Source organism: Pseudarthrobacter sp. MOO13, from assembly GCF_058267655.1.
Genome location: NZ_CM177848.1, coordinates 3187630 through 3214353 on the forward strand (window position 1 = coordinate 3187630; position 26724 = coordinate 3214353).

The 26724-nt window shown below is 65.9% G+C and carries 24 protein-coding genes; 14 read left to right on the plus strand and 10 right to left on the minus strand.

From position 1 onward, the window contains the following. The first annotated feature begins 11 nt into the window (after positions 1–11). The gene (locus AC4EEO_RS14545) at positions 12–2594 is read left to right on the plus strand and encodes an excinuclease ABC subunit UvrA (protein WP_491339154.1); all 2583 of its coding nucleotides are present in this window, start codon (positions 12–14) and stop codon (positions 2592–2594) included. A gap of 201 nt (positions 2595–2795) precedes the next feature. Beyond that, the gene (locus AC4EEO_RS14550) at positions 2796–3419 is read left to right on the plus strand and encodes a LysM peptidoglycan-binding domain-containing protein (protein ID WP_018762237.1); all 624 of its coding nucleotides are present in this window, start codon (positions 2796–2798) and stop codon (positions 3417–3419) included. Between the two features lie 164 nt (positions 3420–3583). Here the strand turns inward: AC4EEO_RS14550 and AC4EEO_RS14555 are convergent, their stop codons facing one another. Beyond that, the gene (locus AC4EEO_RS14555; protein WP_133832479.1) at positions 3584–4171 is read right to left on the minus strand and encodes a hypothetical protein; all 588 of its coding nucleotides are present in this window, start codon (positions 4169–4171) and stop codon (positions 3584–3586) included. Positions 4172–4352: 181 nt separating this feature from the next. Between AC4EEO_RS14555 and AC4EEO_RS14560 the strand changes: the two genes are divergently transcribed. The 5 genes from AC4EEO_RS14560 (at position 4353) to AC4EEO_RS14580 (ending at position 8329) form a co-directional block, all read left to right on the plus strand. After that, the gene (locus AC4EEO_RS14560; protein ID WP_491339155.1) at positions 4353–5267 is read left to right on the plus strand and encodes an MSMEG_6728 family protein; all 915 of its coding nucleotides are present in this window, start codon (positions 4353–4355) and stop codon (positions 5265–5267) included. A 2-nt stretch (positions 5268–5269) separates the two neighbouring features. Continuing rightward, positions 5270–6127 carry an SDR family oxidoreductase gene (locus AC4EEO_RS14565; protein WP_491339156.1) on the plus strand — a complete coding sequence of 286 codons (858 nt, stop codon included), beginning with the start codon at positions 5270–5272 and terminating at the stop codon, positions 6125–6127. 66 nt (positions 6128–6193) lie between these two features. Beyond that, a complete protein-coding gene (locus AC4EEO_RS14570) occupies positions 6194–6589 on the plus strand; it encodes a DUF1622 domain-containing protein (RefSeq protein ID WP_491329393.1) in 396 nt (131 codons plus the stop codon). 116 nt (positions 6590–6705) lie between these two features. After that, positions 6706–7485, plus strand: a complete 780-nt coding sequence (locus AC4EEO_RS14575) for an isocitrate lyase/PEP mutase family protein (protein WP_133832481.1) — start codon at positions 6706–6708, stop codon at positions 7483–7485. Positions 7486–7585: 100 nt separating this feature from the next. Next, positions 7586–8329 carry a YqjF family protein gene (locus AC4EEO_RS14580; protein WP_491330901.1) on the plus strand — a complete coding sequence of 248 codons (744 nt, stop codon included), beginning with the start codon at positions 7586–7588 and terminating at the stop codon, positions 8327–8329. 28 nt (positions 8330–8357) lie between these two features. Here the strand turns inward: AC4EEO_RS14580 and AC4EEO_RS14585 are convergent, their stop codons facing one another. Beyond that, a complete protein-coding gene (locus AC4EEO_RS14585; RefSeq protein WP_491339157.1) occupies positions 8358–10808 on the minus strand; it encodes a Tex family protein in 2451 nt (816 codons plus the stop codon). A 128-nt stretch (positions 10809–10936) separates the two neighbouring features. Between AC4EEO_RS14585 and AC4EEO_RS14590 the strand changes: the two genes are divergently transcribed. Continuing rightward, positions 10937–11254 (plus strand): hypothetical protein, encoded by a 318-nt coding sequence (locus tag AC4EEO_RS14590; protein ID WP_018762229.1) that lies wholly within the window; start codon positions 10937–10939, stop codon positions 11252–11254. Between the two features lie 231 nt (positions 11255–11485). Here the strand turns inward: AC4EEO_RS14590 and AC4EEO_RS14595 are convergent, their stop codons facing one another. The 4 genes from AC4EEO_RS14595 to AC4EEO_RS14610 form a co-directional block, all read right to left on the minus strand. Then, complete coding sequence (locus AC4EEO_RS14595) at positions 11486–12556, minus strand: alkene reductase (protein WP_285318498.1); 1071 nt, start codon at positions 12554–12556, stop codon at positions 11486–11488. Between the two features lie 122 nt (positions 12557–12678). Beyond that, positions 12679–13422, minus strand: a complete 744-nt coding sequence (locus AC4EEO_RS14600; protein ID WP_491339158.1) for a hypothetical protein — start codon at positions 13420–13422, stop codon at positions 12679–12681. A gap of 188 nt (positions 13423–13610) precedes the next feature. Beyond that, positions 13611–14288 carry a DUF6318 family protein gene (locus AC4EEO_RS14605; protein ID WP_491339159.1) on the minus strand — a complete coding sequence of 226 codons (678 nt, stop codon included), beginning with the start codon at positions 14286–14288 and terminating at the stop codon, positions 13611–13613. A gap of 200 nt (positions 14289–14488) precedes the next feature. Next, entirely contained in the window at positions 14489–16216 is a 1728-nt protein-coding gene (locus AC4EEO_RS14610) for a purine-cytosine permease family protein (RefSeq protein WP_491339160.1), read from the minus strand. A gap of 217 nt (positions 16217–16433) precedes the next feature. On the opposite strand from AC4EEO_RS14610, the gene bioB reads away from it, so the two are divergent. The 4 genes from bioB to AC4EEO_RS14630 are packed head-to-tail and all read left to right on the plus strand — an operon-like array spanning position 16434 to position 18706. Continuing rightward, positions 16434–17453, plus strand: coding sequence for a biotin synthase BioB (bioB, locus tag AC4EEO_RS14615; RefSeq protein ID WP_285318492.1), 1020 nt, complete (start codon positions 16434–16436; stop codon positions 17451–17453). Then, entirely contained in the window at positions 17450–17743 is a 294-nt protein-coding gene (gene bsaP, locus AC4EEO_RS14620; protein ID WP_491339161.1) for a biotin synthase auxiliary protein BsaP, read from the plus strand. Before bioB ends, bsaP begins: the two co-directional genes overlap by 4 nt. A gap of 51 nt (positions 17744–17794) precedes the next feature. Further along, a complete protein-coding gene (locus tag AC4EEO_RS14625) occupies positions 17795–18229 on the plus strand; it encodes a pyridoxamine 5'-phosphate oxidase family protein (RefSeq protein WP_026264709.1) in 435 nt (144 codons plus the stop codon). Positions 18230–18247: 18 nt separating this feature from the next. Further along, positions 18248–18706, plus strand: coding sequence for a very short patch repair endonuclease (locus AC4EEO_RS14630; RefSeq protein WP_491339162.1), 459 nt, complete (start codon positions 18248–18250; stop codon positions 18704–18706). 126 nt (positions 18707–18832) lie between these two features. Here the strand turns inward: AC4EEO_RS14630 and AC4EEO_RS14635 are convergent, their stop codons facing one another. Continuing rightward, positions 18833–20050: a glycosyl hydrolase gene (locus tag AC4EEO_RS14635; protein WP_018762220.1), complete on the minus strand. Its 1218-nt coding sequence runs from the start codon at positions 20048–20050 to the stop codon at positions 18833–18835. Positions 20051–20297: 247 nt separating this feature from the next. Here AC4EEO_RS14635 and AC4EEO_RS14640 point away from each other — a divergent pair, with 247 nt between their 5' ends. Beyond that, positions 20298–20708: an Hpt domain-containing protein gene (locus AC4EEO_RS14640; RefSeq protein WP_018762219.1), complete on the plus strand. Its 411-nt coding sequence runs from the start codon at positions 20298–20300 to the stop codon at positions 20706–20708. On the opposite strand, the gene AC4EEO_RS14645 is transcribed toward AC4EEO_RS14640, so the two are convergent. Continuing rightward, positions 20681–21445 (minus strand): response regulator transcription factor, encoded by a 765-nt coding sequence (locus AC4EEO_RS14645; RefSeq protein WP_208294429.1) that lies wholly within the window; start codon positions 21443–21445, stop codon positions 20681–20683. The genes AC4EEO_RS14640 and AC4EEO_RS14645 overlap by 28 nt on opposite strands. Before the next feature lie 94 nt (positions 21446–21539). On the opposite strand from AC4EEO_RS14645, the gene AC4EEO_RS14650 reads away from it, so the two are divergent. Next, a complete protein-coding gene (locus tag AC4EEO_RS14650; RefSeq protein ID WP_491339163.1) occupies positions 21540–23195 on the plus strand; it encodes a sensor histidine kinase in 1656 nt (551 codons plus the stop codon). A gap of 11 nt (positions 23196–23206) precedes the next feature. On the opposite strand, the gene AC4EEO_RS14655 is transcribed toward AC4EEO_RS14650, so the two are convergent. Beyond that, entirely contained in the window at positions 23207–24454 is a 1248-nt protein-coding gene (locus tag AC4EEO_RS14655) for a 5-methylcytosine restriction system specificity protein McrC (RefSeq protein ID WP_491339164.1), read from the minus strand. Then, positions 24441–26672, minus strand: coding sequence for an McrB family protein (locus tag AC4EEO_RS14660; RefSeq protein ID WP_133832488.1), 2232 nt, complete (start codon positions 26670–26672; stop codon positions 24441–24443). The genes AC4EEO_RS14655 and AC4EEO_RS14660 overlap by 14 nt, the downstream gene beginning before the upstream one ends. Positions 26673–26724 lie beyond the last annotated feature (52 nt).

Here is a 26724-nt window from a genome sequence, read left to right on the forward strand (position 1 = left end):
GAGTCAAACCAATGCAGAACGCCAAGCACACTGATGACCTGCAGGACCCGGCTCCCAGCCCCGCCGCGGACGGGTTTGTCCGGGTCCGGGGAGCTCGCGAGAACAACCTCCGGAACGTCGACGTGGATGTCCCCCGTGACGCGATCGTGGCGTTCACCGGCGTCTCGGGCTCGGGCAAGTCGTCCCTGGCGTTTGGCACCATCTACGCCGAGGCGCAGCGGCGCTACTTCGAATCCGTCGCCCCGTATGCCCGCCGCCTCATCCAGCAGGGCCACAACCCCAAGGTGGAGCTGATCAGCGGGTTGCCGCCCGCCGTCGCACTCCAGCAACGCCGCGGCGTCCCCAGCAGCAGGTCCACGGTGGGGACCGTCACTACGCTCTCCAACTCGGTGCGGATGCTCTTCTCGCGCGCCGGCACCTACCCGGAGGGCAGCCCACAGCTGGACTCGGATGCCTTCTCCCCCAATACGGCCGCGGGTGCCTGCAGGGAGTGCCACGGCCTGGGTGTGGCGCACACCGTCACCGAAGCCTCGCTGGTCCCGGACCCGTCGCTGAGCATCCGCGAGGGTGCCATCGCCGCGTGGCCCGGCGCCTGGCAGGGAAAGAACCTGCGGGATATCCTCACCCACCTGGGCTACGACGTCGACATTCCCTGGCGGAAGCTGCCCAAGAAGCACCGGGACTGGATCCTCTTTACGGAGGAGCAGCCGGTGGTGGAAGTCACTCCGCAGCGCGACCGCGTGGCCAAACCGTACAAGGGCCGGTTCTGGAGCGCCAGGAGCTACGTCCTCCACACCCTGGCCGATTCGCAGAGCGCGTCCATGCGCGAACGCGTGCTTGCATACATGGAATCCGGTCCGTGCCCCCTGTGCGGTGGCAGCGGCCTGCGGCCTGAGGCCTTGGCAGTGACGTTCGCGGGGCGGACGATCGCCGAGCTCAACGCGGTACCACTGACAGAGCTGGCGGGCATCATCCGCCCCACCACCGAGCTGGCCTCAGCCGGGACGGCGTCCAGGAAGCAGTCTTCCGGCGAAACCAACGACGTGGCCGTCGCCATCACCCGCGACCTGCTCCAGCGCGTCACCGTTTTGCTGGACCTGGGGCTGGGCTACCTGGCCCTGGGCCGCTCCACGCCCACGCTCTCCCCCGGCGAGATGCAGCGGCTGCGGATCGCCACCCAGCTGCGCTCCGGGCTGTTCGGCGTGGTCTATGTGCTCGATGAGCCCTCTGCAGGGCTCCATCCTGCCGATGCAGAGCCCCTTTTGGAGGTGCTGGAGCAACTGAAATCTTCCGGCAATTCGGTGTTCGTGGTGGAGCACAACATGGACGTTGTCCGCCACGCCGATTGGCTGGTGGACGTGGGTCCGCGCGCCGGCGAGGGCGGCGGCGAGGTGCTCTACAGCGGTCCGGTGGACGGGCTGGCCGGAGTGGAGGATTCGGTCACCAGGCCGTACCTGTTCCCGGATCTCTCCGGTCAGGAAGCAGACGACGACGCCCCGGGCCGTGACCGCGAACCGGCAGGCTGGCTGGAGCTGCGGGACATCAGCCGCCACAACCTGCAAGGCCTCGACGCTGAGTTCCCCCTGGGTGTCCTGACCGCTGTCACAGGCGTCTCCGGGTCCGGCAAATCCACGCTTGTCAGCCAGGTCCTGGCCGAGGTGGCAGGCGGCTGGCTGCGTCCCGACGGGCCGGGCGCCGTTTCCACGGGCGCAGCCGACGGCGGAGTGGACGAAGGGGAGCTCAGCGCCCCGCTCAGCGTCGGCCCGGTGTCCGGACTGGAACACATCGACCGGCTGGTAAAAGTTGACCAGAAACCGATCGGACGGACCCCGCGTTCCAACCTGGCCACCTACACCGGACTCTTCGACGCGGTCCGGAAAGTCTTCGCCGCCACGGACGAAGCCAAGGCCCGCGGCTACGGCGCCGGGCGGTTCTCCTTCAACGTGGCCGGCGGACGCTGCGAGACCTGCCAGGGCGAGGGGTTCGTGGCGGTGGAACTGCTGTTCCTGCCCGGCAGCTACGGCCCATGCCCGGAGTGCGGCGGGTCCCGCTACAACCCCGAAACCCTTGAGGTGGAATATCACGGCCAGAACGTGGCCCAGGTCCTGGCCATGACCGTGGACGCCGCCTCCGAGTTCCTGGCGGACGTTCCTGCCGCGGCGAGGAGCCTTACCAGCCTGCGCGACGTCGGCTTGGGCTACCTGCGGCTGGGACAGCCCGCCACGGAGCTTTCCGGCGGCGAGGCGCAGCGGATCAAGCTCGCCACAGAACTGCAGCGGGCGCAGCGCGGACACACCCTCTACCTGCTCGATGAGCCCACCACCGGGCTGCACCCTGCGGACGTGCAGCTGCTGATGGCACAGCTCCACGGCCTGGTGGACGCCGGAAACTCCGTGGTGGTGGTTGAACACGATATGGCCGTTGTGGCCGGTGCTGACTGGGTCATTGATCTTGGGCCGTCCGGAGGGGACAAAGGCGGCAGCATCATGGCCGCGGGCACACCTGCGGCTGTCGCGCAGTCCGTGGAAAGCCGGACCGCTCCCTACCTGGCAACCGCACTCGGCCAGGAAACTGCCAGCCAACACCCGGCTTAGTCCCGATTTGATAACGCCAAGGCTATGTCTTAGCGTGAAATGCATGCCCGTTTGGCGGGCTTTTTGATTGCCCGGTGCTGCCTCCACCAGAACTGCCCAGCGGCAGCCACCGACGTTGACCTCTATTTGTCAGGGGTGGGCAGTAGCGCGACGATCTCCGGGGACGGAACCAGCGCTGGTGGCCCTCGGGAGCATCACATCATGAACAACACCAAATTCCGTACTGCCGCACGCCGTGGAATCACCCTTGCCGCCGTCTCAGCGGCAGGCCTGGCCCTCTCCGCCACCGCCGCCAACGCGGCAACCCCCACCTCCACCTGGGACTCGCTGGCCCAGTGCGAGAGCGGTGGCAACTGGTCCACCAACACCGGCAACGGCTTCTCCGGCGGTTTGCAGTTCACCTCAAGCACGTGGGCTGCCTACGGCGGCACCGGCTCGCCGGCGGACGCCAGCCGCGAACAGCAGATCGCGGTGGCCGAACGGGTCCAGGCTTCCCAGGGCTGGGGCGCATGGCCCTCCTGCGCGTCGCAGCTCGGCCTGAGCGGCGGGGGCGGTGCACCGGTGCAGAGCGCGCCCGTCCAGAGCGCCCCGGTCAAGCAGGCCACGCAGGTGCAGAGCGCACCTGTGCAGCAGGCACCGCGGCACGCAACGTCCGTTCCGCTCAGCGGTGAAACCTACACCCTGCAGGCCGGCGACACCCTGAGCATCGTTGCCCAGAAGCTGGGGATCCAGGGCGGCTGGCAGCACCTTGCCGACGCCAACCTGGATACCATTTCCGATCCGAACCTGGTGTTCGAAGGACAGGTCATCCAGCTCCCCGCGTAACGGCAGCGGCCTTGGCCGCACCGCCTCCCAAGGCGCCACAGACAGGTCGGCGATAGACAAATTCCGTTGACCAAAGACGACGCCGGCACGCCCCCACAAGGGGTGTGCCGGCGTCGTTCTTTTTAAGCCGGTGTCCGCTGCCGCGGCGGGGACGCGCCGGTCAGTCAGGCGGCGGGCAGTTCGCGGACGATCCGCACCTTCCAGGCGGACTCGTCGCTGGTATCCAACAGCGCTACCGTTCCGTGCGCCAGGTTCAATGCCACCCGCTTGACGGCCAGCAGTTCCAGGTAGAGGTGCTCGTTCATGCGGCTGGGGGTGTCGATCATGTACTTCACGGCGTCGCGAACCTTGCGGTAGTTGGCGCTGCGTTCGCGATGCATGTGCAGTTCCAGCGCGGAGCGCTGCTTGAGCCGGGGCTCGTGCCGGTTCAGCAGTGTCACGGCGCTGTGTACCGCGACGACGAGGGTGAGCGAGACGGCGTAGATCCACCATCCGCTCGAGAGCAGGAACAGGGGCAGGTTTCCGATGGCGACCAGCGCGATCACCACGCGCAGGGCGGCTATCCGGCGGACGGTCCGGGCGACGGCGGCCATGCCGTCGCGGAAACGGTGTTGGTCCTTCCGGGCGGCTGCGGGATCGATGGTGAACTCGTCGAGGACCAGGATGCCCTGGGCTTCGGGGCCGAGCATCTGTCCGTAGCGGGGCAGCGCCGGGCGGGCGGCGGCTGTGGACTTTTCAGGTGTAGATGTCATGAGTGAGCTTCCAAAACGCTGGGGTGGTTGCCGAGATCTTAGTGGTTTAACCTGGGAGCCGTATGTATGCGTCCATTATCTGGACAAGCTTGGTGGCGGAGACCGCGCCACGGGCCGGCCAGGGGGTGTGGCCGCCGGCACAGCAATTGGCACTTCCGCCGGCTGCCGTCAGACTGAATGGATGCAAACTTTCCTCCCGTACCCTGACTTCCGCCAAAGCGCCGCAGCCCTGGACACCGCGCGGCTGGGCAAGCAGCGGGTTGAAGCGCTGCAAACCCTCCGTGCCCTGGTGATCCCCGAATACGGCTGGCAGACCCACCCGGCGATCCGGATGTGGATGGGCCACGTTCCTGCCCTCGCCATGTATGGGCTCGCGATGGTAGACGAGTGGATGGAACGGGGCCACCCGGATAACACACGGGCCAACATCGCCGAGTTCGCGCCGCAGGCAGCCCACCCGGACTACGCCGCCAGGATCATCATGCCGCCGTGGCTCGGGGAGCCCGACTTCCACCTGAGCCACCGGTCCAAGCTGGTGCACAAGGAACCCAAGTTCTACGCCTCCATTTTCCCGGACGCCATTCCGGCAATGGACTACGTCTGGCCGGAGCCGCGGCACGAGTTCCTGCCGCAGGAGCCGGACGGAGACCTGTTGTGGATCCTCCGCGACCCTCACGACGACGTCGACCCGCAGTCGCTCACCACGGTGGCACTTCCGCCGGTGAACCGGAACGCCTCCGCAGCGGCGTCAGCCGGGGACGATGGTTACGCCCCGGTCTATGTTGACGACGGTTCCCGGCGTCCGTCCCGCGCCCCGAAGAAGGCGCCGCCCAGGCCCCAGGTGAAGAAGCCCACCCGTAAACGGCAGGCGCAGGAGGAGGCATTCCGCACCCTCCCAGGGAAGACGCCCGTCGCTGTCCCGCTGGAACACGGGGCAAAGTTCGCGCTCGGCCAGGTAGTGGGCCGTCCGATCACCCTCGATGACGGTCGCTTTGGCAGGACTTTCGAGGTTTTGGAGATCATCGACCGTTCGGCATTCGCCTACCCCGCCCTGCTGCAGGACCCCCGGGTGTTCTTTCCGGTCGAGGCCCCGTAGCCATGACTGTTTTGCTGGCAGGGTGCGGCGACCTGGGCACCGAGGCGGGCCTGCGGTTCGCCGCCCTTGGCCACAGGGTCATAGGGTGGCGGCGGTCCCCCGAAAAACTGCCGGCAGCCATCGAGGGAGCCGCGGCAGACTTGGGATCCGCAGACCTGCCGCCGATCCCGGCGGACACCACCGCCGTCGTCATCGCCGTTGCGGCTGATGCCCCCTCAGAGGAGGCATACCGTGCTGCGTATGTACGCGGCGTGGCACATGTGCTGGATGCGCTGGAGCGGGACGGCGTGACACCGGAACGCGTCCTCTTTGTGTCTTCCACGGCGGTTTACGGGGACGCAGCGGGCGGCTGGGTGGATGAGGCCACGGAGCCGAACCCGGGTGGTTTCTCCGGGAAGGTGCTGCTTGAGGCCGAGGAGCTCCTGCACGGCCGGCTTTCCGGCAGGAGCGCCACCACGGCCCTCAGGCTGGGTGGCATCTACGGACCCGGCCGGACCAGGCTGATCGACCAGGTGCGGAGCGGCTCCGCCGTCATTCCGGACGATGTGCGCTACACCAACAGGATCCACCGGGATGACGCCGCGGCGGCGATCGTGCACCTGGCCACCATGGCGGATGTCCCTGCTCCGGTTTACGTCGGCGTGGACGACGAACCGGCCGATCTGGGTGCCGTACTGCGTTTCCTGGCGTCCGAACTCGGGCTGCCCGAACCCCAGACGGGCGATGCTGGTCCCGCCCGCGGCGGCAACAAGCGCTGCCGGAACGACTTGCTCCGAAGCACCGGGTTCAACTTCACGTTTCCCACCTTCCGGGAAGGGTACAGGGACGTCATCGCAGGGAACGGCAGCCGCCATCCGTAGCCCGGCCCCGTGCCCCAGTCGGTTCCACGTCGGGCGGCACATGCCAGGCTCTAAGTAAGGCAGGGAATGGAATTCAGGCAGATCATTGAAGCCACCGGCCAGCTGGTCGATTTTGCAGGGGTTGCGGTCATGGTGGTTGGGGCGTTGGTGTCCCTCCCGCTGGCGATCCGCGGTTACCAGCCGCGGCAGGTCCCGGCCGGGGCGAAGAGACTGAGCTTCTACCGCTCCTACCGCCAGTCGCTGGGCCGTTCGATCCTCCTGGGCCTTGAATTACTGGTCGCTGCGGACATCATCCGCACTGTCGCGGTCACTCCGACGTTCGAAAGCGTCGGGGTGTTGGCCGTCATTGTGCTGATCAGGACCTTCCTCAGCTTTTCCCTGGAGCTTGAGATCACGGGTCGCTGGCCTTGGCAAAAGGACCCGGCGGCAGCCCACCCCGGAGCCTCCGCCCCTGCCGGATAAAGGCGCCTGGGACCGCGCCGTCGGGCCCATCCCTGGCAGGGGCTAATCCGCGCCTGGGAATAGAGGTTTGCGCTATGCCCCGCCGTTACCCTTGCAACGTCCGTTAGGCTTCAGCCATGGCTGAAACTCTTCGCACCAAAGCGTCCGAACTGCTCCGACTCCATCAGGCCCCTGAGATCCTTCAAGTGGTCAACGTGTGGGATGCCATCACCGCCAAAGTCATCACGGACGTCCCGGGCACCACCGCCCTCGCCACGGCAAGCCACTCCATCGCGGCCTCGCTGGGCTACGAAGACGGCGAGAACATTCCCGTCGACGAGATGATCGCCGCCGTTGGCCGCATCGCCGCCGCCTCGCATCTTCCCGTCAGTGCCGATCTGGAGTCCGGCTACGGCAACCCCGGGGAGACCACCCGCAAGGCCATCGGCGTTGGCATCGTCGGGGCAAACATCGAGGACCAGATGAGGCCGCTGGCGGATGCGGTCAACCAAATGTCAGCAGTGGTGCACGCCGCGTCAACGGAAGGGATCGATTTCGTCCTTAACGCCAGGACCGACGCCTTCCTCAAGGGCAAGGACCGGGACGCCGGCGAGGTGCTGGCGGACGCCATCGCCCGCGGCAGGGCCTTCCTGGACGTGGGTGCCACTACAGTCTTCGTGCCCGGGCTGCTGGATGAGCCTACCGTCACCGCGTTGGTCGAGGGTATTGGCTGGAACAAGGTCTCCGTCATCAACGTCCCCGGGTCCCTTCCCCCGGCCCGGCTGCAGGAACTGGGCGTTGCCCGCATCTCCTACGGTCCGTGGACACAGCGCGTGGCACTGACCGCACTGGCCGACACCGCGGCCGCGTTGCTCGCCGGCGGACAGCTTCCCGAGAACACGCGTCCCTTGAACTAGGAGCGTCGGCGGCCGTGCCCAGCGAAGGAGTCGATTGACTGTGACCGGAAGTGCAAGTGCGGCAGGAGTGTGGCCGCGGCCTCCGGAACTTCCTGCGCCGGTGTTCTCCGACCAACGCTGGCTTGAGGCCGTTTTCCTTCACTGGCGTACCCCGGAGGCGGAGGCAGCGGCGTTCATGCCTGAGGGAATCCGGCCGGACGTGTTCGACGGCAGTTCCTGGGTGGGTTTGATCGGCTTTCGCATGGAGCAGGCGGGGCTTGGGCGCGGCCCAGGCGTTCCGTACTTGGGCAGCTTCAACGAGGTGAACGTCCGGCTGTACTCCCGTGAGCCGGACGGGACCCGCGGAGTGGTGTTCCTGAGCCTGGATGCGAACCGGCTGCCGGTGGTCCTGGCCACACGGGCGGCTGCCATCCCCTACGTCTGGTCGCGTATCCGGCAACGTCCGCCCTTTCCGGACGCCAGGAGCCGAACACAGCATCCCGGCGGAGACGCTGCCGGGTCCACTGATGAATTTCCAGTCGGCTACACCGTGCGCCGGTTTGGCAGCACGGGAGCACGGAGCGACTTCGTGGTCGTCCCCAAGCTCCGGGAGCCGGCCACTGATTCCCTGTCTGTCTTCCTGACCGCGAGGTTCGGGATGCACGGCCGCTTTTTGGGCCGGACCGCCTACGTGCCGAACACCCACCAGGCGTGGCCGCTCTTCCACGCGGAGGTGCGGCAGCTAACCGATGGACTGATTGGAGCTGCCGGGATCACTGTTGACGGGCCGCCGGATTCAGTGCTCTATTCGCCGGGAGTCCGGACCAGGTTCGGACGGCCCCGCATGATCGGTGGGCCCGGATAACAGCGTGTCCGGGCTCACCGCAAGGCTGCTAAGCCAGGCCGGCTTTCCGGAGCGCCTCGGCCATGGCCGTATTGCTGCCGGGCTGGGGTTTGGGAGCCGACCGGACAGAGCCGGGCGCTCCGGCCGCTTGCTTTGGCTGTTGGCGGTCGGGGCGGCCACCACGCTCGCCGCGGTCAGGTTTTCCGCCGCGCTCAGGCTTTCCGGTCCGCTCCGTCTTACCGGCGCCCGGGCCGCGCCGCCCCGAAGCTGCCCCGCCGCCGGCCGGTTCGTCGTCGAGCCTTAGGGTCAGCGAAATCCGCTTCCGTTCCGGATCAGCCTCCAAGACTTTGACGCGCACCACTTGCCCGGACTTGACCACCTCGCGGGGGTCGGAGACGAACCGGTTGGCCAAGGCCGAAACGTGAACCAGTCCGTCCTGGTGCACTCCCACGTCCACGAACGCCCCGAACGCCGCAACGTTGGTCACCGTCCCCTCCAGGACCATGCCGGGCTTGAGGTCCGAGATCTTCTCGATCCCCTCCGAGAAGGTGGCTGCGGCGAAGGCGGGGCGTGGGTCCCGGCCGGGTTTATCCAGCTCGGCCAGGATGTCCTTGACCGTGGGGAGCCCGAAGGTATCGTCGACGAAGTTCCGGGGGTCCAGGGATGTCGCGGGCGCCGACCCGGCGGCCACCAGAATCTTCCTCGCCACGGCATACGATTCCGGGTGCACGCTCGAGGCGTCAAGCGGTTCCGCTCCCGCGGTGATCCGGAGGAAGCCGGCGCATTGCTCGAACGCCTTGGCGCCCAGCCGTGGGACCTTCTTCAGGTCGGTCCGCTTGGAGAAGGGCCCGTGTTCGTTGCGGTACGCCACGATGTTTTCACTCAGCAACGGTCCGACGCCGGCCACCCGGCTCAGCAGCGCGGGTGAAGCTGTGTTGACGTCCACGCCCACGGCGTTCACGCAGTCCTCCACCACTGCGTCAAGGCTCCGGTCCAGCTTGGACGCTGTCACGTCATGCTGGTACTGGCCCACGCCGATGGACTTGGGATCGATCTTGACGAGTTCGGCGAGTGGATCCTGCAGGCGCCGGGCAATGGACACGGCGCCGCGGAGCGAAACGTCCATCCCCGGGAGTTCGGCGGCGGCGAGCGCCGACGCTGAGTAGACCGAGGCGCCGGCTTCCGACACGACGAGCTTTTGTGGCTTTCGGTCCACGTCCGGCAGCAGCTTGATCAGTTCCGCGGCGAGCTTGTCCGTCTCGCGCGACGCGGTCCCGTTGCCGACCGCCACGAGTTCGACCGAGTGCCGGCGGGCCAAGTGCACCAGGGTGGTTAGGGCTTCGTCCCATTTTCGCGCCGGCGCGTGCGGGTACACCGTGTCCGTGGCGACGACTTTGCCGGTACCGTCCACGACGGCGACTTTCACTCCGGTCCGCAGCCCGGGGTCCAGTCCCAGGGTGGCACGGTTCCCTGCGGGGGCGGCCAGCAGGACGTCGCGCAGGTTGGCAGCGAACACCCGCACCGCTTCGTCCTCCGCAGCGGCGAACATCCGGCCCCGGAGGTCGGCGGTGAGCCGGGCAAGGACGCGGGAACGCCATGCCACCTGGGCGGTCTGCAGCAACCAGGCGTCGGCGGGACGGCCACGGTCAGCGACGCCGAGGAACCTGCCCACCGCGGACTCGTAGCGTGCCCGGGCGGCGGTCAGCGCGGCGTCGTCGGAGGGATCGGCTTCGGCGAGATCCAGGTCCAGGATGCCGTCTTTCTCGCCGCGAAGCAGCGCCAGCACCCGGTGGGACGGCATCCGGTCCGGGGCCTGCGCAAATTCGAAGTAGTCAGAGAACTTCTGGCCCTCGGATTCTTTGCCCTTCTTGACGCGGGACACCATCCGGCCCTGGCTCCACAGCCGGTCCCGCAGGGTGGCGGCAAGATCCGGATCCTGGGCCACCCGCTCCACCAGGATGGCCCTGGCGCCGGCGAGCGCGGCGGCGGCATCGCCAATGGAGTGCTCACTGTTGAGGTACTTTGCGGCCTCCCGTTCAGGGTGGAGGTCCGGGCGCTTCAGCAGCGCGTCCGCGAGCGGTTCCAGTCCGGCTTCCCGGGCAATCTGGGCCTTGGTGCGTCGCTTGGACTTGAACGGCAGGTAGATGTCCTCCAGCCTGGACTTGGTGTCCGCCGCCAGGATCGCCCTGCGGAGTTCCGGCGTCAGCTGGCCTCGCGCCTCAACCGCTTCAAGCACTGTTCGACGCCGGTCCTCGAGTTCGCGGAGGTAGCGGAGGCGTTCGTCGAGGTCGCGGAGTTGGGTGTCGTCGAGCGTCCCCGTGGCTTCCTTGCGGTACCTGGCGATGAAGGGGACTGTTGACCCGGCGTCGAGCAGTCCTACCGCCGCCTTCACCTGCCAGGCCTTGACCCCCAGTTCATCGGCGATCTGGCCGTAGATGGGGTCCTCGGCGGTCACGGCTGAGGAGGTGGAAGCGGGGGAAGGCACAGGCTGTTGGGTCACCAGAACATCTTGCCCTACCGGCCCGCATGGCTCCACCGCGGCCGGCACTGACCGGCAAGCGCCAGCAAAAGCGAGTATTCCACTCGGGCCCGCAAAGTGCTGTAGTGGTCTTGCAGTCACTGGCACCCATGCTCGAGGAAGAGGCCACCATGCGGGAACTGCTTGTCGTGTTTCAGGAGGGGTTTGAAGAAGCCAACATCACCGTGACGGTCAACGGCAAAGTTGTGCGCAGGGACATGGATGTTTCCACCAATCCGTTGCTGGGCATCGCCTCTGAAGTTTCGGTGGAGCTTCCGGCCAAGGGCGCCCAGGTGGGAGTTGAAGTCACCAACCGCGGGCTCAAGGCCATCACCAAGGTCAGCGGCAGGCCCAAAAGCGTGCTGGTCTCCATTGAGGACGGCAGGCTGCTGATGCGGGAGGGCACTGGCCGTGAGGCCGTGATGTGAGCCGGATGCCGACTCACAAAGTGGCTCTGGCAGGAGTCCATTCGTTGGAGTATCATCTGATCACCGCCGGCTTCCGAGGGAGTCCGGCGGGCCACATAAATTCTCAGCCGGAGGCCGTCGGATGGCCTCGCGGCACTGCTGCCCGGGACCAGCACCCCTGACAGCCAACGACGGCGGCACCCACGCTGGGTGCCGCCGTCGTCGTTTGATTCGGGTTGGCCGAAGAAATGCCTAGCCCTGGTACACCGGGTAATCCGTGTAGCCGGTGGCGCCTTCTGCGTAGAAGGTGGACGGGTCCGGCTCGTTCAGCGGAAGGCTTTCCTTCCAGCGGCGGGCCAGGTCCGGGTTGGCGATGGCCGGGCGTCCCACCACCACGGCGTCCGCGTGGCCGTCGGCCACCAGGGTCACGGCTTCTTCCTTCGTGGTGATCACGCCGAAGCCGGTGTTGACCAGGAAGGGGCCGCCGAAGCGTTCGCGGAGGTCCTGGACCAGTTCGCCGGTGGGCTCGTGGTGCAGGATGCTCAGGTACGCCAGGTTGAGCGGCGCGATGCTGTCCACCAGGACCTCATAGGTGTCACGGACATCCGCTGCATCCGTTTCGGAAATGCCCTGGACGTTGTGCTCGGGGGAAATGCGCAGGCCCACCCGGTTGGCGCCGAGGGCTGCCACCACGGCGTTGACGGTTTCGATGACGAAGCGGGCACGGTTCTCCGGTGATCCGCCATAGCTGTCAGTGCGGACATTGGAGTTGGGGGCCAGGAATTCGTGCAGGAGGTAGCCGTTGGCCGAGTGCAGTTCCACGCCGTCGAAGCCTGCCTCGATGGCGTTCAGTGAGGCGTTGACGAATTCCTGGATGACCATGGGGAGTTCGTCGGTGGTCAGCGCGTGCGGCACAGGGTACGGCTTCTTGCCTTCGGGAGTGCGGACGACGCCGTCAATGGCCACCGCGCTGGGGGCGACAATTTCCAGGCCCCCGGTGATGTCCGAATGGGAAACCCGTCCGCCGTGCATGATCTGGGCGAACATGTGGCCGCCCTCGGCGTGGACGGCATCCGTTACCTTCTTCCAGCCGGCGACCTGTTCCTCGGTGACGATTCCGGGCTGGCCGGGGTATGCCTGGCCGGCGGGAGTGGGGTAGGTGCCCTCGCTGACGATGAGGCCCAGGGAAGCGCGCTGGCGGTAGTGTTCCGCCAGGAGCGGGCCCGGGACGCCCTTTTCGCCTGCACGGAGGCGGGTCAGGGGCGCCATCACCAGGCGGTTGGGAAGTTCGAGCTCGCCGAGGGTGAGGGGGGAAAACAGCATGCGCAGTTCCTTTCGAAGGCTGGAGACGTACTGTCCATGCCAACTGTAGGGCGCGTGCAACTATTCCTTCTGGGACCGGGATCACATTCTTGGACTTTGGGCGTTCGGATCCGGGAGCGGGCTCAGCGCGGTGTCACGGCACCTGGGCAACCTTGGCCTTGGGGGTTGGCGTTGCAGTCGTCCGCGTAGTTGCGGGTCAGCGAACGCCAGACGCTGATGCCTTCCGGCGGGGCGCTGAACTGGCCTTGGCCCGGGATGGGCAATGGTGGACCGGAATTCACCGAGTACGTGCCTTGGAAGGACGTCGTCAGCACCACCTGGAAATCCCCGGTTGCGGCGTAGGCGTGGCTGGTCCGCGTCTTTTCTCCCCACCGGTCCTGCGGGAGGGGACCGCCCATAGACGGCTGGGGGCCGAACACAGTCCCGTCACCGTAGTTCCAGGTGTACTGGACGGGTGTTGCCACGACATGGACCTGCTGGCCGAACATGGTGATGTCGAACTGCTGCTCGACGGCCTCCGCGTAGAAATTGGTTTCGGCGCCACGCAGAGTATTGGGGCTGGGCTGGGCCACGACGCTGCCCGCATTCACAGGCAGGTTCTGGAATTGCCGTTGAATGTCCGCAGCGATCCGTGGCAGGAGATCCTCCGGTTTGGCATCGTAAAGGCAGGTGGGGCCTGAGTGGTGTGCCCAGACCGCACCGGGAACACCGCGTGGCCGCGAGAGCCACATGACCGGAATACCCTTGGCGCCGTCTTCCCTGTCCTTGCAGTCGAGCTGTCGGCCAAGGCAGGGAGTGTCGAAGTCTCCGCCGCCAAGGTGGCACTGCAGCTCGTATTTGTACTCGTTGGGGTCAGCATTGGGCACGCTCGGGTCGACTTGAACAAACTCGTTCCGCTCCGGGTCCCACGTATGACCAACCACCGTGAGACCGGGGTCCCAAGCGCCTCCGAAGTCTGGGTCGCCGCTACCGTCCGCCAGGGCAGGCAAAGTTGAATTCCCCAACGACATCAATGCTGCGAGTACGACGGAGAGAAGTCGAAGAGCCGTCACAACTAACCAACGATGCTTCCGAGCTCTACCACCGACCACGCCCCCGCATCGTATGAGAGGACAAGCAGGTTTCCTTGATCGGGTGCCTGGGGGTCCGTACGAGCTACAGTCCCATCAGCCCTCATGTATGAAAGCGGCTCCTGATGTACCTGAAGAGATACCTGGTACGTGCCGTTCTGAGTCTTGGTGAATGTAGTGTTTACTACCGGGGTCGACACCTTCCCGCCTACTAGCCAGCGTCCTTCGGAATGCCAGTCTTTGATCACTTTGCTTACTTTCTGACAGGCTTCGCAAGGATCAGGCGAAATGCTGTCGAACAGCGCAGCGTCGCCAGTCTCATAGGAATAACTGAGAACGCTGAACCAATAACTGGAAAAGGCTTCCGCCCCTTCCTTCGTCTCCGTCTTCGCAACGTCAGGAAGCACGGGGACCGGGACGTTCTGGGCGGGGCCGGATGCGTCGGCCGGCTTGTAGACGGCGCTGGGCGTCGAGGTTGGGGTGGCCGCGGCGCTTGGCGTGGCGCTCTCCGATGCAGCCGGCGAGGTTGTGCCTGGATCTGCGGGGGATGAGCCCGCGCAGCCGGCCAGCAGGAGCGAGCCCGCAATCACAAGGGCCCCCGCGGTGTACCGCTGCGGACGGGACCAAAAAATGCGCGACGTAAAAGGCTTCTGTAGTGTCATGGGCCGCTATTCCCCCAGTAGTTTCAAGACGGCTTGCTCCGAACAGTGACTTAAGGGTAGCCCAGGTCACAATGTGGCGCTAAGACTTATCCACAGGCCAACGTCCTCGGTTCTACCACCAGCCCGCAGCACAGAAAAGTCATAAAGGAAGCCGGCGCCATACGGCACCGGCTTCCTTCCCAAGAAAAGAATGAACCCTGCTATTTCGCGGCCGGCAGCACCAGTTCGCCTGTCTTGTCGGTGGACAAGGCGAGCGACGAAACGTACTGCGGTCCGCCGTCGGGGGCGTCCTGCGCCGAGCGCACCATGTCCGGCCGTTCGAATTCCATCCCGGTCACGTGGCACAGGAGCTTGGCGTCGCTGGGGTTGCCGTCGGCGTCGAACATGGGGAGCTCAATGCCGTCATCCGTGCGCCGCAGGTAGTACCTCCCCCGGGTGAGCACCGCGAGGACCGGAGGAAGGACCAGCGCCAGGCCCACGGCGAAGATCGGCGAGTACGGCTGGATGGCGGCCCCGAACGCCCCGAAGAAGACAGCGATCGAAACACCGGCTGACACCAGCATGGACACGAATCCAACCGGGTTCACGGCGTACAGCATGCCGCGGCGGAACTCCGGCACCTTGGGCGAGATCTTGAGCAGGTATTTGTTGATAGCGATATCGGACGCCACCGTGACCACCCAGGCCATGGCGCAGTTGGCGTAGAACCCGAGGATGGTGTTGAGGAAATCGAACATGTTCGCTTCCATCAGGACAAGGGCGATCAGCAGGTTCACCACCACGAACACCATCCGGCCGGGGTAGGTCTTGGTGATCCGGGTGAAAGAGTTGGTCCACGCCAGCGAGCCTGAATAGGCGTTCGTCACGTTGATCTTGATCTGGGAGATGACCACCAGCACCACCGCAAGGGTCATGGCCAGCCAGGCCGGCATCATTTCCTGGTAGACGCCCAGGAACTGGTGAACCGGCTCGTTGGCCGTTGCCGAAGCGGCGGGGTCGAGCGTGGCGATCAGGTAGATGGCAATGAACAGCCCCACGATTTGCTTGATGGCACCGAAGATCACCCAGCCCGGACCGGCCAGGATGACAGCCCGCCACCAGGCTCCCCTGTTGGCATCCGTACGCGGCGGCATGAACCGGAGGTAGTCGATCTGTTCAGCGATCTGCGCCATCAGCGACAGGCACACCCCGGCGGCAAGCATGACGGATGCCAGGTTGGGGCCGCCGTCCGCGGACGCACCGGTGTACGCAAAGAAGCTGTCGATGCTCTCGGGGTGGGAGAAGAGCAAGTACCCCACCGGCACCACCATCAGGAGCAGCCAGAGCGGAGTGGTCCACACCTGCAGCTTGGCAAGGGTGTTCATCCCGTAAATGACCAGCGGAATGATGATGATGGTGGACGCGGCGTAGCCCATCCACTGCGGAATTCCGAGCCCCAACTCCAGGCCTTGGGCCATGATGGAGCCTTCCAGGGCGAAGAAAATGAAGGTGAAGGTCGCGAAGATGACGTTGGTGACCACGGACCCGTAGTAGCCGAAACCGGAGCCACGGGTGATCAGGTCCAGGTCGATGTTGTAGCGGGCAGCGTAGTAGGCCAGCGGGAATCCGGTGGCGAAGATGACGACGGCGGCCACCACAATCCCCAGGATCGCGTTGACCGTTCCGTAGGAAATGCCGATGTTGGCGCCGATCGAGAAGTCTGCAAGATACGCGATGCCGCCCAGCGCGCTGGTGGCCACCACCCCGGCGCTCCACTTGCGATAGGAACGCGGCGCGAACCGGAGCGTGTAGTCTTCCAGGCTTTCCTTGGTGGCGGTGAGGGCGGCGGTGTTGCCCGCCGTCGTGGTCGCCGGAGGATGTCCGACGACGGCGGCCCCGGCGGGTGCCGCGGGTTCCAGCAACTGCTGGGTATCCAGGTCCTGGCTCATTTGCCTGTCTCTTTCGATGGGAGGGGAACGTCTCGAAGCGACGCTATCCAGCCGAAACGACAGGGCGGTCACGGAACTGTTTCGGCAGCGTTAAGTATTGACTGCAGGTGTCAACAAAGTCCGCGATCCCGCCTTGTATGCGGTCCACAAAAACAGCAGGCGCGCACCGAACTAGCGTCGGAAAGGAAAGGACATGAAGGCGAGCCAAAGGACAGCAATGACGAATTCCCCTCCCTTGCAGGACCACTCCATCCTGGAAACGGCCAGGCGGCAGGTCCTTGAACAGGGCGCCGGCCTGGCCCGGGAACAGCTGCTGGACGTCCTCCGCCTTCCTGACGAGGCACTCCCGGCGCTCCTGGAACTGGCCCACCACGTCCGGTTAAGGCATTGCGGCGAAGACGTGGAAGTGGAAGGCATCATCTCCATCAAGACCGGAGGCTGCCCCGAGGACTGCCATTTCTGCAGCCAATCCGGGCTGTTCGATTCCCCGGTCCGCGGCGTATGGCTGGACATACCGGAACTGGTCAAGGCCGCCAAGGAAACCGCAGCCACCGGCGCTACGGAATTCTGCATCGTGGCTGCTGTCCGCGGCCCCGACATCAAACTCATGAACCAAGTCAAGTTCGCCATCGACCGCATTAGGCAGGAAGTGGACATCAATATCGCCTGCTCCCTGGGCATGCTGACCCGCCGGCAGGTGGAGCAGCTGGCCGGCTGGGGCGTCCACCGCTACAACCACAACCTGGAAACCGCCCGCAGCTTTTTCCCGCAGGTGGTCACCACCCACACCTACGAGGAACGGCTGGAAACCTGCGCCATGGTCAAGGATGCCGGCATGGAGCTGTGCTGCGGGGCATTGATCGGGATGGGTGAAACCCTGGAGCAAAGGGCCGAACTCGCCGCGCAACTGGCGGCCCTTGGACCACACGAGGTTCCGCTCAACTTCCTCAACCCCAGGCCGGGCACGCCGCTCCAGGACCAGCCGCTCATGGACGGCAAAGACGCCCTGCGGGCAATCGCGGCTTTCCGGCTGGCCATGCCCGGTACCGTGCTGCGCTACGCCGGCGGCCGCGAACTGACCCTCGGCGACCTCGGTACCCGGCAAGGCCTCCTTGGCGGCATTAACGCCGTGATTGTCGGCAACTACCTGACCACCCTGGGCCGCCCGGCCACCGCCGACCTGAACCTCCTGGTGGACCTGAACATGCCCATCAAGGAATTGCAGAAAACCCTGTGAGCACCCCGGACCTGATCCCCTCGACTGGGACGCCCTACTGCGAACTCTGCGGACTTCCTCTGCAGCCCCGTTCCCTGCACGGGAACGCGCCCGCGGAGGAGAACGCGCCCAAGCAGGAGGAGGACGACGGCGGCGACGCACCGCCGTCGTACCACCACACCAGGTGCGCGGACCTTCTCCAGCTGGAGCCGCCGCGCTTCTGCGCGTCGTGCGGCCGCCGGCTCCGGGTCCAGGTTTCCCCGCTGGGCTGGTGGGCCAGTTGCTCCCGGCACGGATTGCATGCTTCGTAAAGGGGACTCCGGACTCTGGTGCGTTTCCAGCCGGACGAGAACAATGGCGGCATGATGTTTGAACATGCGGACGGCAATCCCGTCCTGGAACTCGACGATGAGCAGTCCTGGCGGCTTCTGGCGGCCACGCAACATGGCCGGCTGGTGGTTTCCGTTGCGGGCGAACCCGATATTTTTCCGGTGAATTACGTGACGTCGAACCGGAAGGTCTATCTCCGGACGGCACCAGGGAACAAACTGGCGCAGCTGACCATCAACGCCCGGGTCCTTTTTGAGACCGATGGCATCCTGTCCGCTGAGGCGTGGTCCGTTGTGCTGCGGGGCACGGCGCGCGTGCTGAGCAACTCGGACGAGCTGGCCGCCATTGAAGAGCTCGGCCTGAAAACCTGGGTTCCCACGCTCAAGGACTTCTACGTGGAGATCACCCCCTCCTCCGTGAGCGGCAGGCACTTCGTTTTTGGCGAACAGCCGGAGCGCGAGATCTAGCACTCCTAGACTGGAAAGATGCCAGGCACCTCCAGCGCGGCCGAACCCACCGCGGACAAGCTCTCCCCGGAGAGGCGCAGCTGGAACATGTCCAGGATCCGCGGCAAGGACACCAAACCGGAGTTGCTGGTGCGCCGGCTCCTGCACGCCAAGGGCTACAGGTACCGCCTGCACGGCACCTCCGCCGGCACCAAGCTCCCGGGCAATCCGGACCTGGTTTTCGCCGGGCGCCACAAAGTGATCTTTGTCCATGGCTGCTTCTGGCATTTCCATACCTGCCGGGTGGGTCAACACGCACCCAAGGCCAATGCGGACTTCTGGAAGGCAAAACGCACCCGCACCCGTGAACGCGACGCCGATCAACTGCGCCAACTGGAAAGCGCCGGCTGGAAGGTGCTGACCGTCTGGGAGTGCGAAATGAAGGACCGTTCAGCCCTCGAAACCCACCTGCTCGAGTTCCTCGATGCCCGCCCCTGACACCGCAATCTGGAGGCAATCTTTGGTTGTTTCCGCCGCCGTCCTTGATCCGGGCAGGACAAGATCATTGGGTTGCCGGGATACGGCAGCCCGCCACCCGTCGTTCCGGAGCAGTGCCCCTATCCCCTAGCTCCTCCGGGCCAACAAGGCTGACTTGAACGCGGTAGCTGACGACGCGCTGCTGTTGATGCGCCAGTCGGTTTCCTTTTGCATGTGGAACCAGACGAAGCCCATGACGTCTGGCTGCGCGGCCAGGTAGGACACCAGGTCCGTGTTCCACGTCGGCTTGGAACCGCCCAGCTCGCTGGAGGCGGTCTCGGCAATCAGGACCGGTTTCCCCGGGGCAAGGGAACGGAGCTGGGTGATGCCCGGGGCAAAGAGGTCCACGGGTGAAACCCAGCTGCTCCAGGTTTGCGACGTGCCCCAGTTGTAGCCGTCCAGGGCCACGACGTCGACGTATCCCCCGCCCGGGTACAAACCTGCCAGGTCCGTGGACCCCCAGTAGGGCACGTTGGGCGACCACACCCACTGGACGTTGGCGGCACCCGTGGCGGCGACGACGTCGTGCACATGCCGCCAGGCGGCCACGTAGTCGCCTGGCTGGTTGCCGTTGACGCCTTCCGCCCACGGGTACCAGTTGCCGTTCATTTCATGGGCGAAACGCAACATCACCGGCTTGCCCCAGGCAGCGATTGACTGGCCCCACTGGGTGATGGTCGCGTCGAAATCGCCGGCGGCCACCCGGTCCAAAGCGTAGGCAGGCTGGTTCACCCCACCACCCCACGCCCACGGTTCCCAGGTGACCAACGGGGTGGCACCCCGGGAGCGGGCGGCGTCCATCTCAGCCACCGGAGGCGCTTGGAGGAAATCCTTGTAGATCATCAGGATGGACGGACTTTCCCCGGCAAGGGTGGCTACCTCGTCCAACTCACTGCCGGCCAACGGCCCCCCGGCGTTGGCCACCCCGAAGCGAAGGGCCGCGCTGCTGACGGTGGGAGGGGCCGGCGCCGGTTGCACTACGAACGTGGCGGATGCCTTGATGGACGAGGTCTTGGCGGCAATGGTGATGCTTCCGGTGGACGCGGCAGGAATGGTGATGCCGGTACTGAACGCCCCGGTGGAGCTGGTCTGGAACGCGAAAGTCGCCGAACCCACAATCACCGTCCCGGTAGTGGAGGCCTTGAACCCGGTTCCGGCGACGGTCACGGCGGAGCCGGCCGGACCGGACGCCGGGTTGAGGGTGATTTGAGGCGAGGTGGCCGCGCTGGCTGGTTGGACCGCGGCCACCACCAATCCGGAGGCCACCAACAAAGCCAGGACAAAAATCTTCAGCGAACGAAACACGGCAATCTATCCCCAGATTTGAAGGCGGCCAGGCCGCTTGTGTGGTAGCGCGAAAAGCACTGGCTTGATGATAGGGCCAAAAACCGCAATCTCATCAAGAAACCCGCAATTAATTTCCCAACCCCGGATGCCGCCCGGGAACAGTCCTAACCTGAACAAACACCGGTTCCCACGCCTAACCGCGTGGTTCCAGAGTCCGCAATTTCACGTGGTTCCAGAGTCCGCAGTGTCAGCCGAAAGGAGTGTCATGAGCACCTCAGATGATGCACCCAGACCGCTGGTGGACCCATCGGTCCTGGACCGTTTGCGGGAAGAGCTTGAGGAGGAAGAGGGCTACGGCCGGGTCTTCGTGGCCAACTTCATCGACTACCTCCCGGAGCGGCTGGAAAAGCTGAGGCTCGCCCTCACCACGGGTGACCTGGAAGGTTCAATGGACGCGGTCCTCAGCCTGAAGACGGCAAGCCAAATGGTCGGTGCTGAACGGCTGGCGGGCATGGCCCAGGACCTGGAAGCCGAAATCAGGGCCGAGGCCCGCCACGCTGACATGTCGGTGGCGTTGCCGAGGCTGGCGGCGACGTTCCTGCGGCCCATCACCCAGTGCAGCCGGCAGACCATCCACCGGTTACAGGCTCAGTGTTGTCCCGGCGCCAACCGGTAACCGACCCCGCGGACTGTCTGCAGCCACCGCGGCTGCTGCGGCGAGTCGCCCAGCTTCTTGCGAAGGTTTCCCATGTGGACTTCGACGGAACGTTCGTCAGCCTCGCTGATGTAGCTGCCGACGTCGTAATCCTCGTCCCGGAGCCGGCGCACCAGGTCCGACTTGGTCCGGACCGTGCGGCCCGCCTCGAGGAGCGCGTACAGCAGCTCGAATTCGGTGCGGGTCAGGTTCATTTCCGTGCCGTCGACGGTTACGGTACGGGACGCGTAGCTCAACTCAAGGCCGTTGTGGCTGAAGTTTCCACGCTCCGGGTGGGCGGCGCCGTCCGACGACGGGTCCACCGCGACGTCGCCGGGGTCCGGAACGGACCGTGGGCGCCGCATCATGGCCGCGACCCGGGCACGGAGCTCCCGGGGCCGGAACGGTTTGGTGAGGTAGTCGTCCGCACCCGATTCGAGCCCGATCAACGTGTCCAGCTCTTCGGTACGCGCCGTCAACATCACAATATAGGCGTCCGAAAACTCCCGGATCTGCCGGGAAACTTCAAAGCCGTCAATGTCCGGCAGTCCCAAATCCAGCGTAATAACGTCAGGATTCAGGCTCTTGGCCATCAAGACGCCCTCAGCGCCGCCACTGGCGACGGTAACGTCAAATCCAGCCTGGGTCAGCACAGTGCGAACCAGTTCCCGAATGTCGTGGTCATCTTCGATGACCAGACCCACACGTGCCTCACTCATAGAGCCCCCTCAGTGCCAACGTCAGAAGTATAGCTGGCTGCGGATATCCTGCTGGTATGGTCTCGAACACTCCGACTTCCGCGTCTACCGAACGATGAGCGCCCCGACGGCCTGGTCATCCGGTCGGCTGCGGTTTTTCAAGCGGCCCTTCCATGAATACCGGCTGACGGACCGGGTGGCATTGAGCCAGATGCCGTTGTTCGTCACCACTCTCCTCACGGCATTCCTGGTGTGGGCGTTCTTCCCGGACACCATGGGCAATCCCCTGTTCGTCACCTTTCTCATCTCCCAGCTGGTGCTCATGGCGCTTTGCTACGCCGTCCCGTGGGACCGGCTGCCGTACACCAGTTTCCTGGCCATCCCGGTGCTGGACTTCATCTCTATTGGTGCAGGCCGCGAGGGCGGCCAGGAAAGCCTTACCGGAATCAGCCTGCTGGCCGTGTTCCCCGTCATCTGGCTCTGCGCCTCCGGGTACTACCCCAAGGCGGCACTGTGGTTCTCCTTCCTGGGTCCACTGGCCATCATCTGGGTGCCGCTGCTCCTGAAAGGCAACTACACCCCGCAGGACTTCGCCCGGTCCCTCCTGCTGCCCGTCATGATGCTGGGGATTGGAGTGTCCGTGAGCGTCCTGACGCTGAGCATGATGCGCCAGCAGAACCAGCTGGAGGACAAGGACGAGCAACTGCGCGCCAGCCTGCGCACCAGCAACCGGCAGGAGTCGCTGCTGAACACCGTCCTGGATACCGTGCACCTTGGTGTCCTGGCGGTGGACGCCGACGGCCACGACGTGCTGATGAACCGGAAGCAACGGGCCAACCACGAGCTGGCACGGCCAAAGGATATTGCGGACCCCAACGAGTCCCAGCTCCTGGTCTTCGGCCCGGACCGGAAGACCCTGGTCCCCGTGGCGGAACGTCCGGTCCGCCGCGCCGTCCTGGGGGAAACCTTCACCGACTACCTGGTGTGGCTGGGTGAAGGAAGCCAACAACGGGCCCTGGTGACCACAGCCCGGCCCATGAAGGATTCGGACGGCCGCTTCGCCGGTTCCGTGATCGTCTTCAGCGACGTCACGGACCTGGTGAACGCCCTCGCCGCCAAGGACGACTTCGTCTCCAGCGTCTCGCACGAGTTCCGCACCCCGCTGACGTCCATCCTGGGCTACGTCGAGATCCTGCTCGCGGACGAACCGGACCCGTCGCAGCGGGAGATGCTGGAGATCATCCACCGCAATTCCGAGCGGCTCCTGACCCTGGTCTCGGACCTGCTGTCCAGCCGTAACGGCCAGTTGATCGTCACACCCCACACCGTTGACGTGGCCGAACTGGTGCAAAGCAGTGTGTCCTCGGCGATGCCGCGGGCTGCCGCGGCCGGGGTGGAGCTGCGTGCCGAAACTCCGCCGCAGCTCGAGGCCCACGTGGACAGCGCCCGGATCTCGCAGGTGCTGGACAACCTGGTGTCCAACGCCATCAAGTATTCCCCCGACGGCGGCCAGGTGGTGGTCTCGCTGGCGCAGGAGGACGGACACCTGGCCTGCAGGGTATCGGACACGGGCATGGGCATGAGCCCGGAAGACGCGTCGGAGGTTTTTGCCAAGTTCTTCCGCACCAGCAACGTCCGGCGCACCGCGATCCCCGGGGTGGGGCTGGGCCTGCCCATCAGCAAGGCGATCGTCGAGGCCCACGGCGGGACCATCGACGTCGACAGCACGCTCGGCAAGGGGACGACGTTTACGTTCCGGGTGCCGGTCTGACTTCGACCGGCTCAACCACCGGTGGTTGAGCTTGCCGAAACGCGGGCGACTTCGCCCCAGGACTGCCGGGCAAGGTCCCGGATGGAGTCCAGGATGTCCGACGGCGGCTGGCTGAGGTCCAGCGGGAACTCCACAATGTCGATGTCCGTGTTCAGGATCCGGCGGAGTTTCATTTCGCCCTTCCCGGCGTAGACGAGCCAGGCGGTAGGCACCGCAAGGGCGGTGCAGTGCGCCAGCACCTGGTAGTGGTCAGCTGTCAGGGAAGCACCGGCGTCGGAGGCTGCCCGGTATTTGGCGTTGTAGGCCACCACCGGGCGCCCACCCAGCAGGTGCACGGCGTCCGGACGGACGGACAAACGGTCGGAATCGCGCACGGCCTCGCTGAGCAGGGCGTTGTAGCGAAGCCGCAGCTCCCCCGGGTAGGCGGCCATCGCGCTGCGCAACGCGGTGCCCACAAAATCCTCGAACACCTGCGCCATGTCCACCACGAATGAGGCCGTCTGCTGCTTGCCCTCGCCTGATTCCGCGGAGGCGTTGCGCAGGATCAGCTCGGCCAGGCGCAGGACGGCGTGGTAGCGCAGGTTCATCCTGGTTGGCTTCCACGGCGGAACCGGCGCCCCGGAGGGAAGGCGGGTGACGGCGTCGAGCTTTCCCTTCAGCTGCCGCAGCCGGCCCAGCACCTCCGGCCGCACGCCGGGCACCTGCCCCATTCGTTCCAGGGCCGCCCGCAGGATCCGGTTTTCCGCGATGTCCTCGGTGAACTCGTCGTAGGAGACCTCCAAGGGAACCAGCATTCCCGGCCGGCGTGAGATCTGGTCCGAAATCCGGATCCGCCCCTTGACGGTCCGCAAGGATTCGTCCACCGTGAGGTAGCCCTGCAGGACGCCGCGGCCCAAGGCGCGTTCGGCCAATTGCGCCAGGGATTCCGCCAGCGCACTCCACAGGTCGCGTTCTTCGTCGGCGGCCACGGCGTCCGGGCGAAAGCCCTGTTCCCCCGCGTAGCTGAGCAGGAACAGGAGCCTGCCCAGACCCAGCCGGTCCTTGGGCCGGACGTCGAGCTGCACCGTTGGGGTCCGCACGGAGCCCACCTTGCCCACCGGCTCGATCCGGTACAACCCCATGCCCATAGGCGAGGCCCTGGCCAGGCCGCTGGCGTTCAGGAAGGACGCGCTTGGTGCGTCCAGCCGTTCCACCATGCCGCCGGACAGCTCGTCCAGGACCAGGTGCCGGACGGACGCCCGGGGGTCAGCGCGCTGCAAGGCGTCCCAGCAGCTGGTCCAGCCCGAAACGTTCCTCCAGCTGGGCCCTGGTCAGCTGGCCATGGTAGTGCTCCTCCAGCAGCGGCATGAGCTCGTATTTCCAGATCCGGCGCAGCCCGGCCGGGGTCTGGGCTGCCGGTTTCATGAAGTAGGACGGCCCGATCATCAGGTCCCGGTCCCATTCGTCGATGGCACCGTTGAGCGCATCCAGCAACAGAGCCGGGGTGGTGTCCAGCTGCCGGGTCGCCAGGAACCGGAGCAGGGACCCCTTCACCGGCTCCGTCTGCGGGTGCAGCTCAATGAAGGAGAAACGGCGCCGGATGGCGGCGTCCATCATGGCGATGGACCGGTCCGCGGTGTTCATGGTGCCGATGATGTAGAGGTTGTCCGGCAGCGTGAAGGGTTCGTTGGGGCTGTACTGCAGGTAGATCCGGTCATCGCGGTATTCCAGCAGGAAGTACAGCTCGCCGAACACCTTGGCCAGGTTGGCGCGGTTCATCTCGTCAATGATGAGGAAGTACGGCTTCTTCTCGTTCCCGGGTTTCGCGGCTTCTTCCGCCAGCCGGCGCAGGGGGCCGGCCACCAGTTTGAAGGAGACCTGTCCGTCGTCGGTCTTGTCCGGCCGGTATCCCTCGAAGAAATCCTCGTAGGCGTAGGACGGGTGGAACTGGACCAGTTTGACGCGTTCGTCCGTGGTGTCATCCGCCAGCTCCGCCGCGAGGTGCTTGGCCAGGTAGGTCTTGCCGGTGCCGGGCGGACCGTAGAGGACCACCTGGCGGTTTTCCTCGAGCAGCTCGGCGATCTCCTGGAGCGGTTCCAGCTCCATGTGCAGGGACGCGGCGAACTCGGGCGTCAGTGCGCGGAAGCCCTCCTGGACGGGGGGTACGACGGCGGCGCCTTCGGTTTCGGCGTCTGGCTCGGTCTCCGCTTCTGCGGGCAGGAGCGCCTGCAGCGCCTGCACCACCCTGGTGGCGTCCACGACGATGCCGGGCGTGCTGAGCTGGCGCTGGACGTGGCGGGGCAGGCTGGTGGTGGCGTGGCCGACGTCGAACCAGCGCACCTTGCGCCGCAGCCGGCGGTTGTCGTCGTTGTACTCCGGCTCCCCCAGCACGCCACCCAGCCGCACCGTACCGGCGTGCTGGTAGAGCACCAGGTCCCCGGGCTTCATGACGGTAAGGAACGCCAGGGCAGCGGTTTTGGTGTCCTCACGCTCCACGTAGCCAAGGTGCTTGTAGTCCTCGTCCACGGCGTGTTGGACCACGCCTGCACTGACCCCCGGCTCCAGGGGGCGGAGATGTTCGACGTCCAGGGTCACTTTCTCCTCCGCGTGCCAGGCTGTGAGGAGCTCGGGGTGGTCGCCGTGGGTCCGGAGCAGCCAGGCCCGCCGTCCGGGGTCCCCGACTTTGCGCCACTGGCTGACCAGTTGCCGGGAGTACCAGTCGATGCGCTGGCCCGCCTGCTCGTCCAGGTGCAGGCGGATGCGGTGGATGTCCGCGGTGATGTCCTCTTCGCTGTCGCCGTTGGCCCCGCCCACGAGCGAGGCGAACGCGTCACGGATTTCCTGCCGCTCCACATCCGCCACCACGGGCTCGAAGTAGCTGGGCCACGCCAGGAATTCGATGCTGCGGCGGATGGCAGGCTGGTCATCCGGCGTGGAGGCCGCAAGGCGGTGGAACTGCAGGGGATCCTTGATGGCGGCCTGCACCACGGCGGCGGGCCGCTGTGCGACGTTCCGGACGAACCGGCAAAGCCACTTGAGGTGGTCCCAGATGGTCCAGTTGAATTCAGCCGTCCGGTCGCGGATCACGCCGTGGTCCGTCATGCCCGCGTAAAGCTCTTCGGGAAGCTCAAGCGGCGGCTCCAGCCAGCCGGCGGCCTCGGCGACGCGGGCGCGCTTGACCTTGAGGGATTTCACTTCGTGGGCCAGCGGCAGGGACTGCAGGAAGAGCAGCTCCACCGCCAGTTGCTTGGCTCCACGGGTGGCGCCGCCCAGGTTCTCGCGGAGGTTGGTCATCATCGGCGCCTTGGCGTCCGGAATACCCCGCTCCAGGCGGTCCAGAAGCTCTGAAGCCGCCGCGACCGACCACGTCCGGGTTCGCCCGTCCAGCGGCGACGCCTTTCCCTGCAGGCCGGGGCCCAGGACAAACCACGCTGCGTCTTCGATCTCCCTGGAGATGCCGAGGGCGCGGGTCATGGCAGCAATGGCGGTGGGGGTCATGCCCTCAAATTTACAGGGTCAAGCTGGGCGGCGGCTCCACGCCGGTTCGCTG

Excerpts from the sequence above, each read along its gene's own strand:
- AC4EEO_RS14625 (WP_026264709.1), top strand. The coding sequence starts at position 17,795 with ATGATGTTTGAACATGCGGACGGCAATCCCGTCCTGGAACTCGACGAT.
- AC4EEO_RS14565 (WP_491339156.1), top strand. The coding sequence starts at position 5,270 with ATGACTGTTTTGCTGGCAGGGTGCGGCGACCTGGGCACCGAGGCGGGC.
- AC4EEO_RS14575 (WP_133832481.1), top strand. The coding sequence starts at position 6,706 with ATGGCTGAAACTCTTCGCACCAAAGCGTCCGAACTGCTCCGACTCCAT.
- AC4EEO_RS14595 (WP_285318498.1), bottom strand. The coding sequence starts at position 12,556 with ATGCTGTTTTCCCCCCTCACCCTCGGCGAGCTCGAACTTCCCAACCGC.
- AC4EEO_RS14545 (WP_491339154.1), top strand. The coding sequence starts at position 12 with ATGCAGAACGCCAAGCACACTGATGACCTGCAGGACCCGGCTCCCAGC.
- AC4EEO_RS14660 (WP_133832488.1), bottom strand. The coding sequence starts at position 26,672 with ATGACCCCCACCGCCATTGCTGCCATGACCCGCGCCCTCGGCATCTCC.
- AC4EEO_RS14605 (WP_491339159.1), bottom strand. The coding sequence starts at position 14,288 with ATGACACTACAGAAGCCTTTTACGTCGCGCATTTTTTGGTCCCGTCCG.
- AC4EEO_RS14590 (WP_018762229.1), top strand. The coding sequence starts at position 10,937 with ATGCTCGAGGAAGAGGCCACCATGCGGGAACTGCTTGTCGTGTTTCAG.
- AC4EEO_RS14630 (WP_491339162.1), top strand. The coding sequence starts at position 18,248 with ATGCCAGGCACCTCCAGCGCGGCCGAACCCACCGCGGACAAGCTCTCC.
- AC4EEO_RS14640 (WP_018762219.1), top strand. The coding sequence starts at position 20,298 with ATGAGCACCTCAGATGATGCACCCAGACCGCTGGTGGACCCATCGGTC.
- AC4EEO_RS14560 (WP_491339155.1), top strand. The coding sequence starts at position 4,353 with ATGCAAACTTTCCTCCCGTACCCTGACTTCCGCCAAAGCGCCGCAGCC.
- AC4EEO_RS14550 (WP_018762237.1), top strand. The coding sequence starts at position 2,796 with ATGAACAACACCAAATTCCGTACTGCCGCACGCCGTGGAATCACCCTT.
- AC4EEO_RS14610 (WP_491339160.1), bottom strand. The coding sequence starts at position 16,216 with ATGAGCCAGGACCTGGATACCCAGCAGTTGCTGGAACCCGCGGCACCC.
- AC4EEO_RS14555 (WP_133832479.1), bottom strand. The coding sequence starts at position 4,171 with ATGACATCTACACCTGAAAAGTCCACAGCCGCCGCCCGCCCGGCGCTG.
- bioB (WP_285318492.1), top strand. The coding sequence starts at position 16,434 with ATGACGAATTCCCCTCCCTTGCAGGACCACTCCATCCTGGAAACGGCC.
- AC4EEO_RS14570 (WP_491329393.1), top strand. The coding sequence starts at position 6,194 with ATGGAATTCAGGCAGATCATTGAAGCCACCGGCCAGCTGGTCGATTTT.
- AC4EEO_RS14645 (WP_208294429.1), bottom strand. The coding sequence starts at position 21,445 with ATGAGTGAGGCACGTGTGGGTCTGGTCATCGAAGATGACCACGACATT.
- AC4EEO_RS14650 (WP_491339163.1), top strand. The coding sequence starts at position 21,540 with ATGAGCGCCCCGACGGCCTGGTCATCCGGTCGGCTGCGGTTTTTCAAG.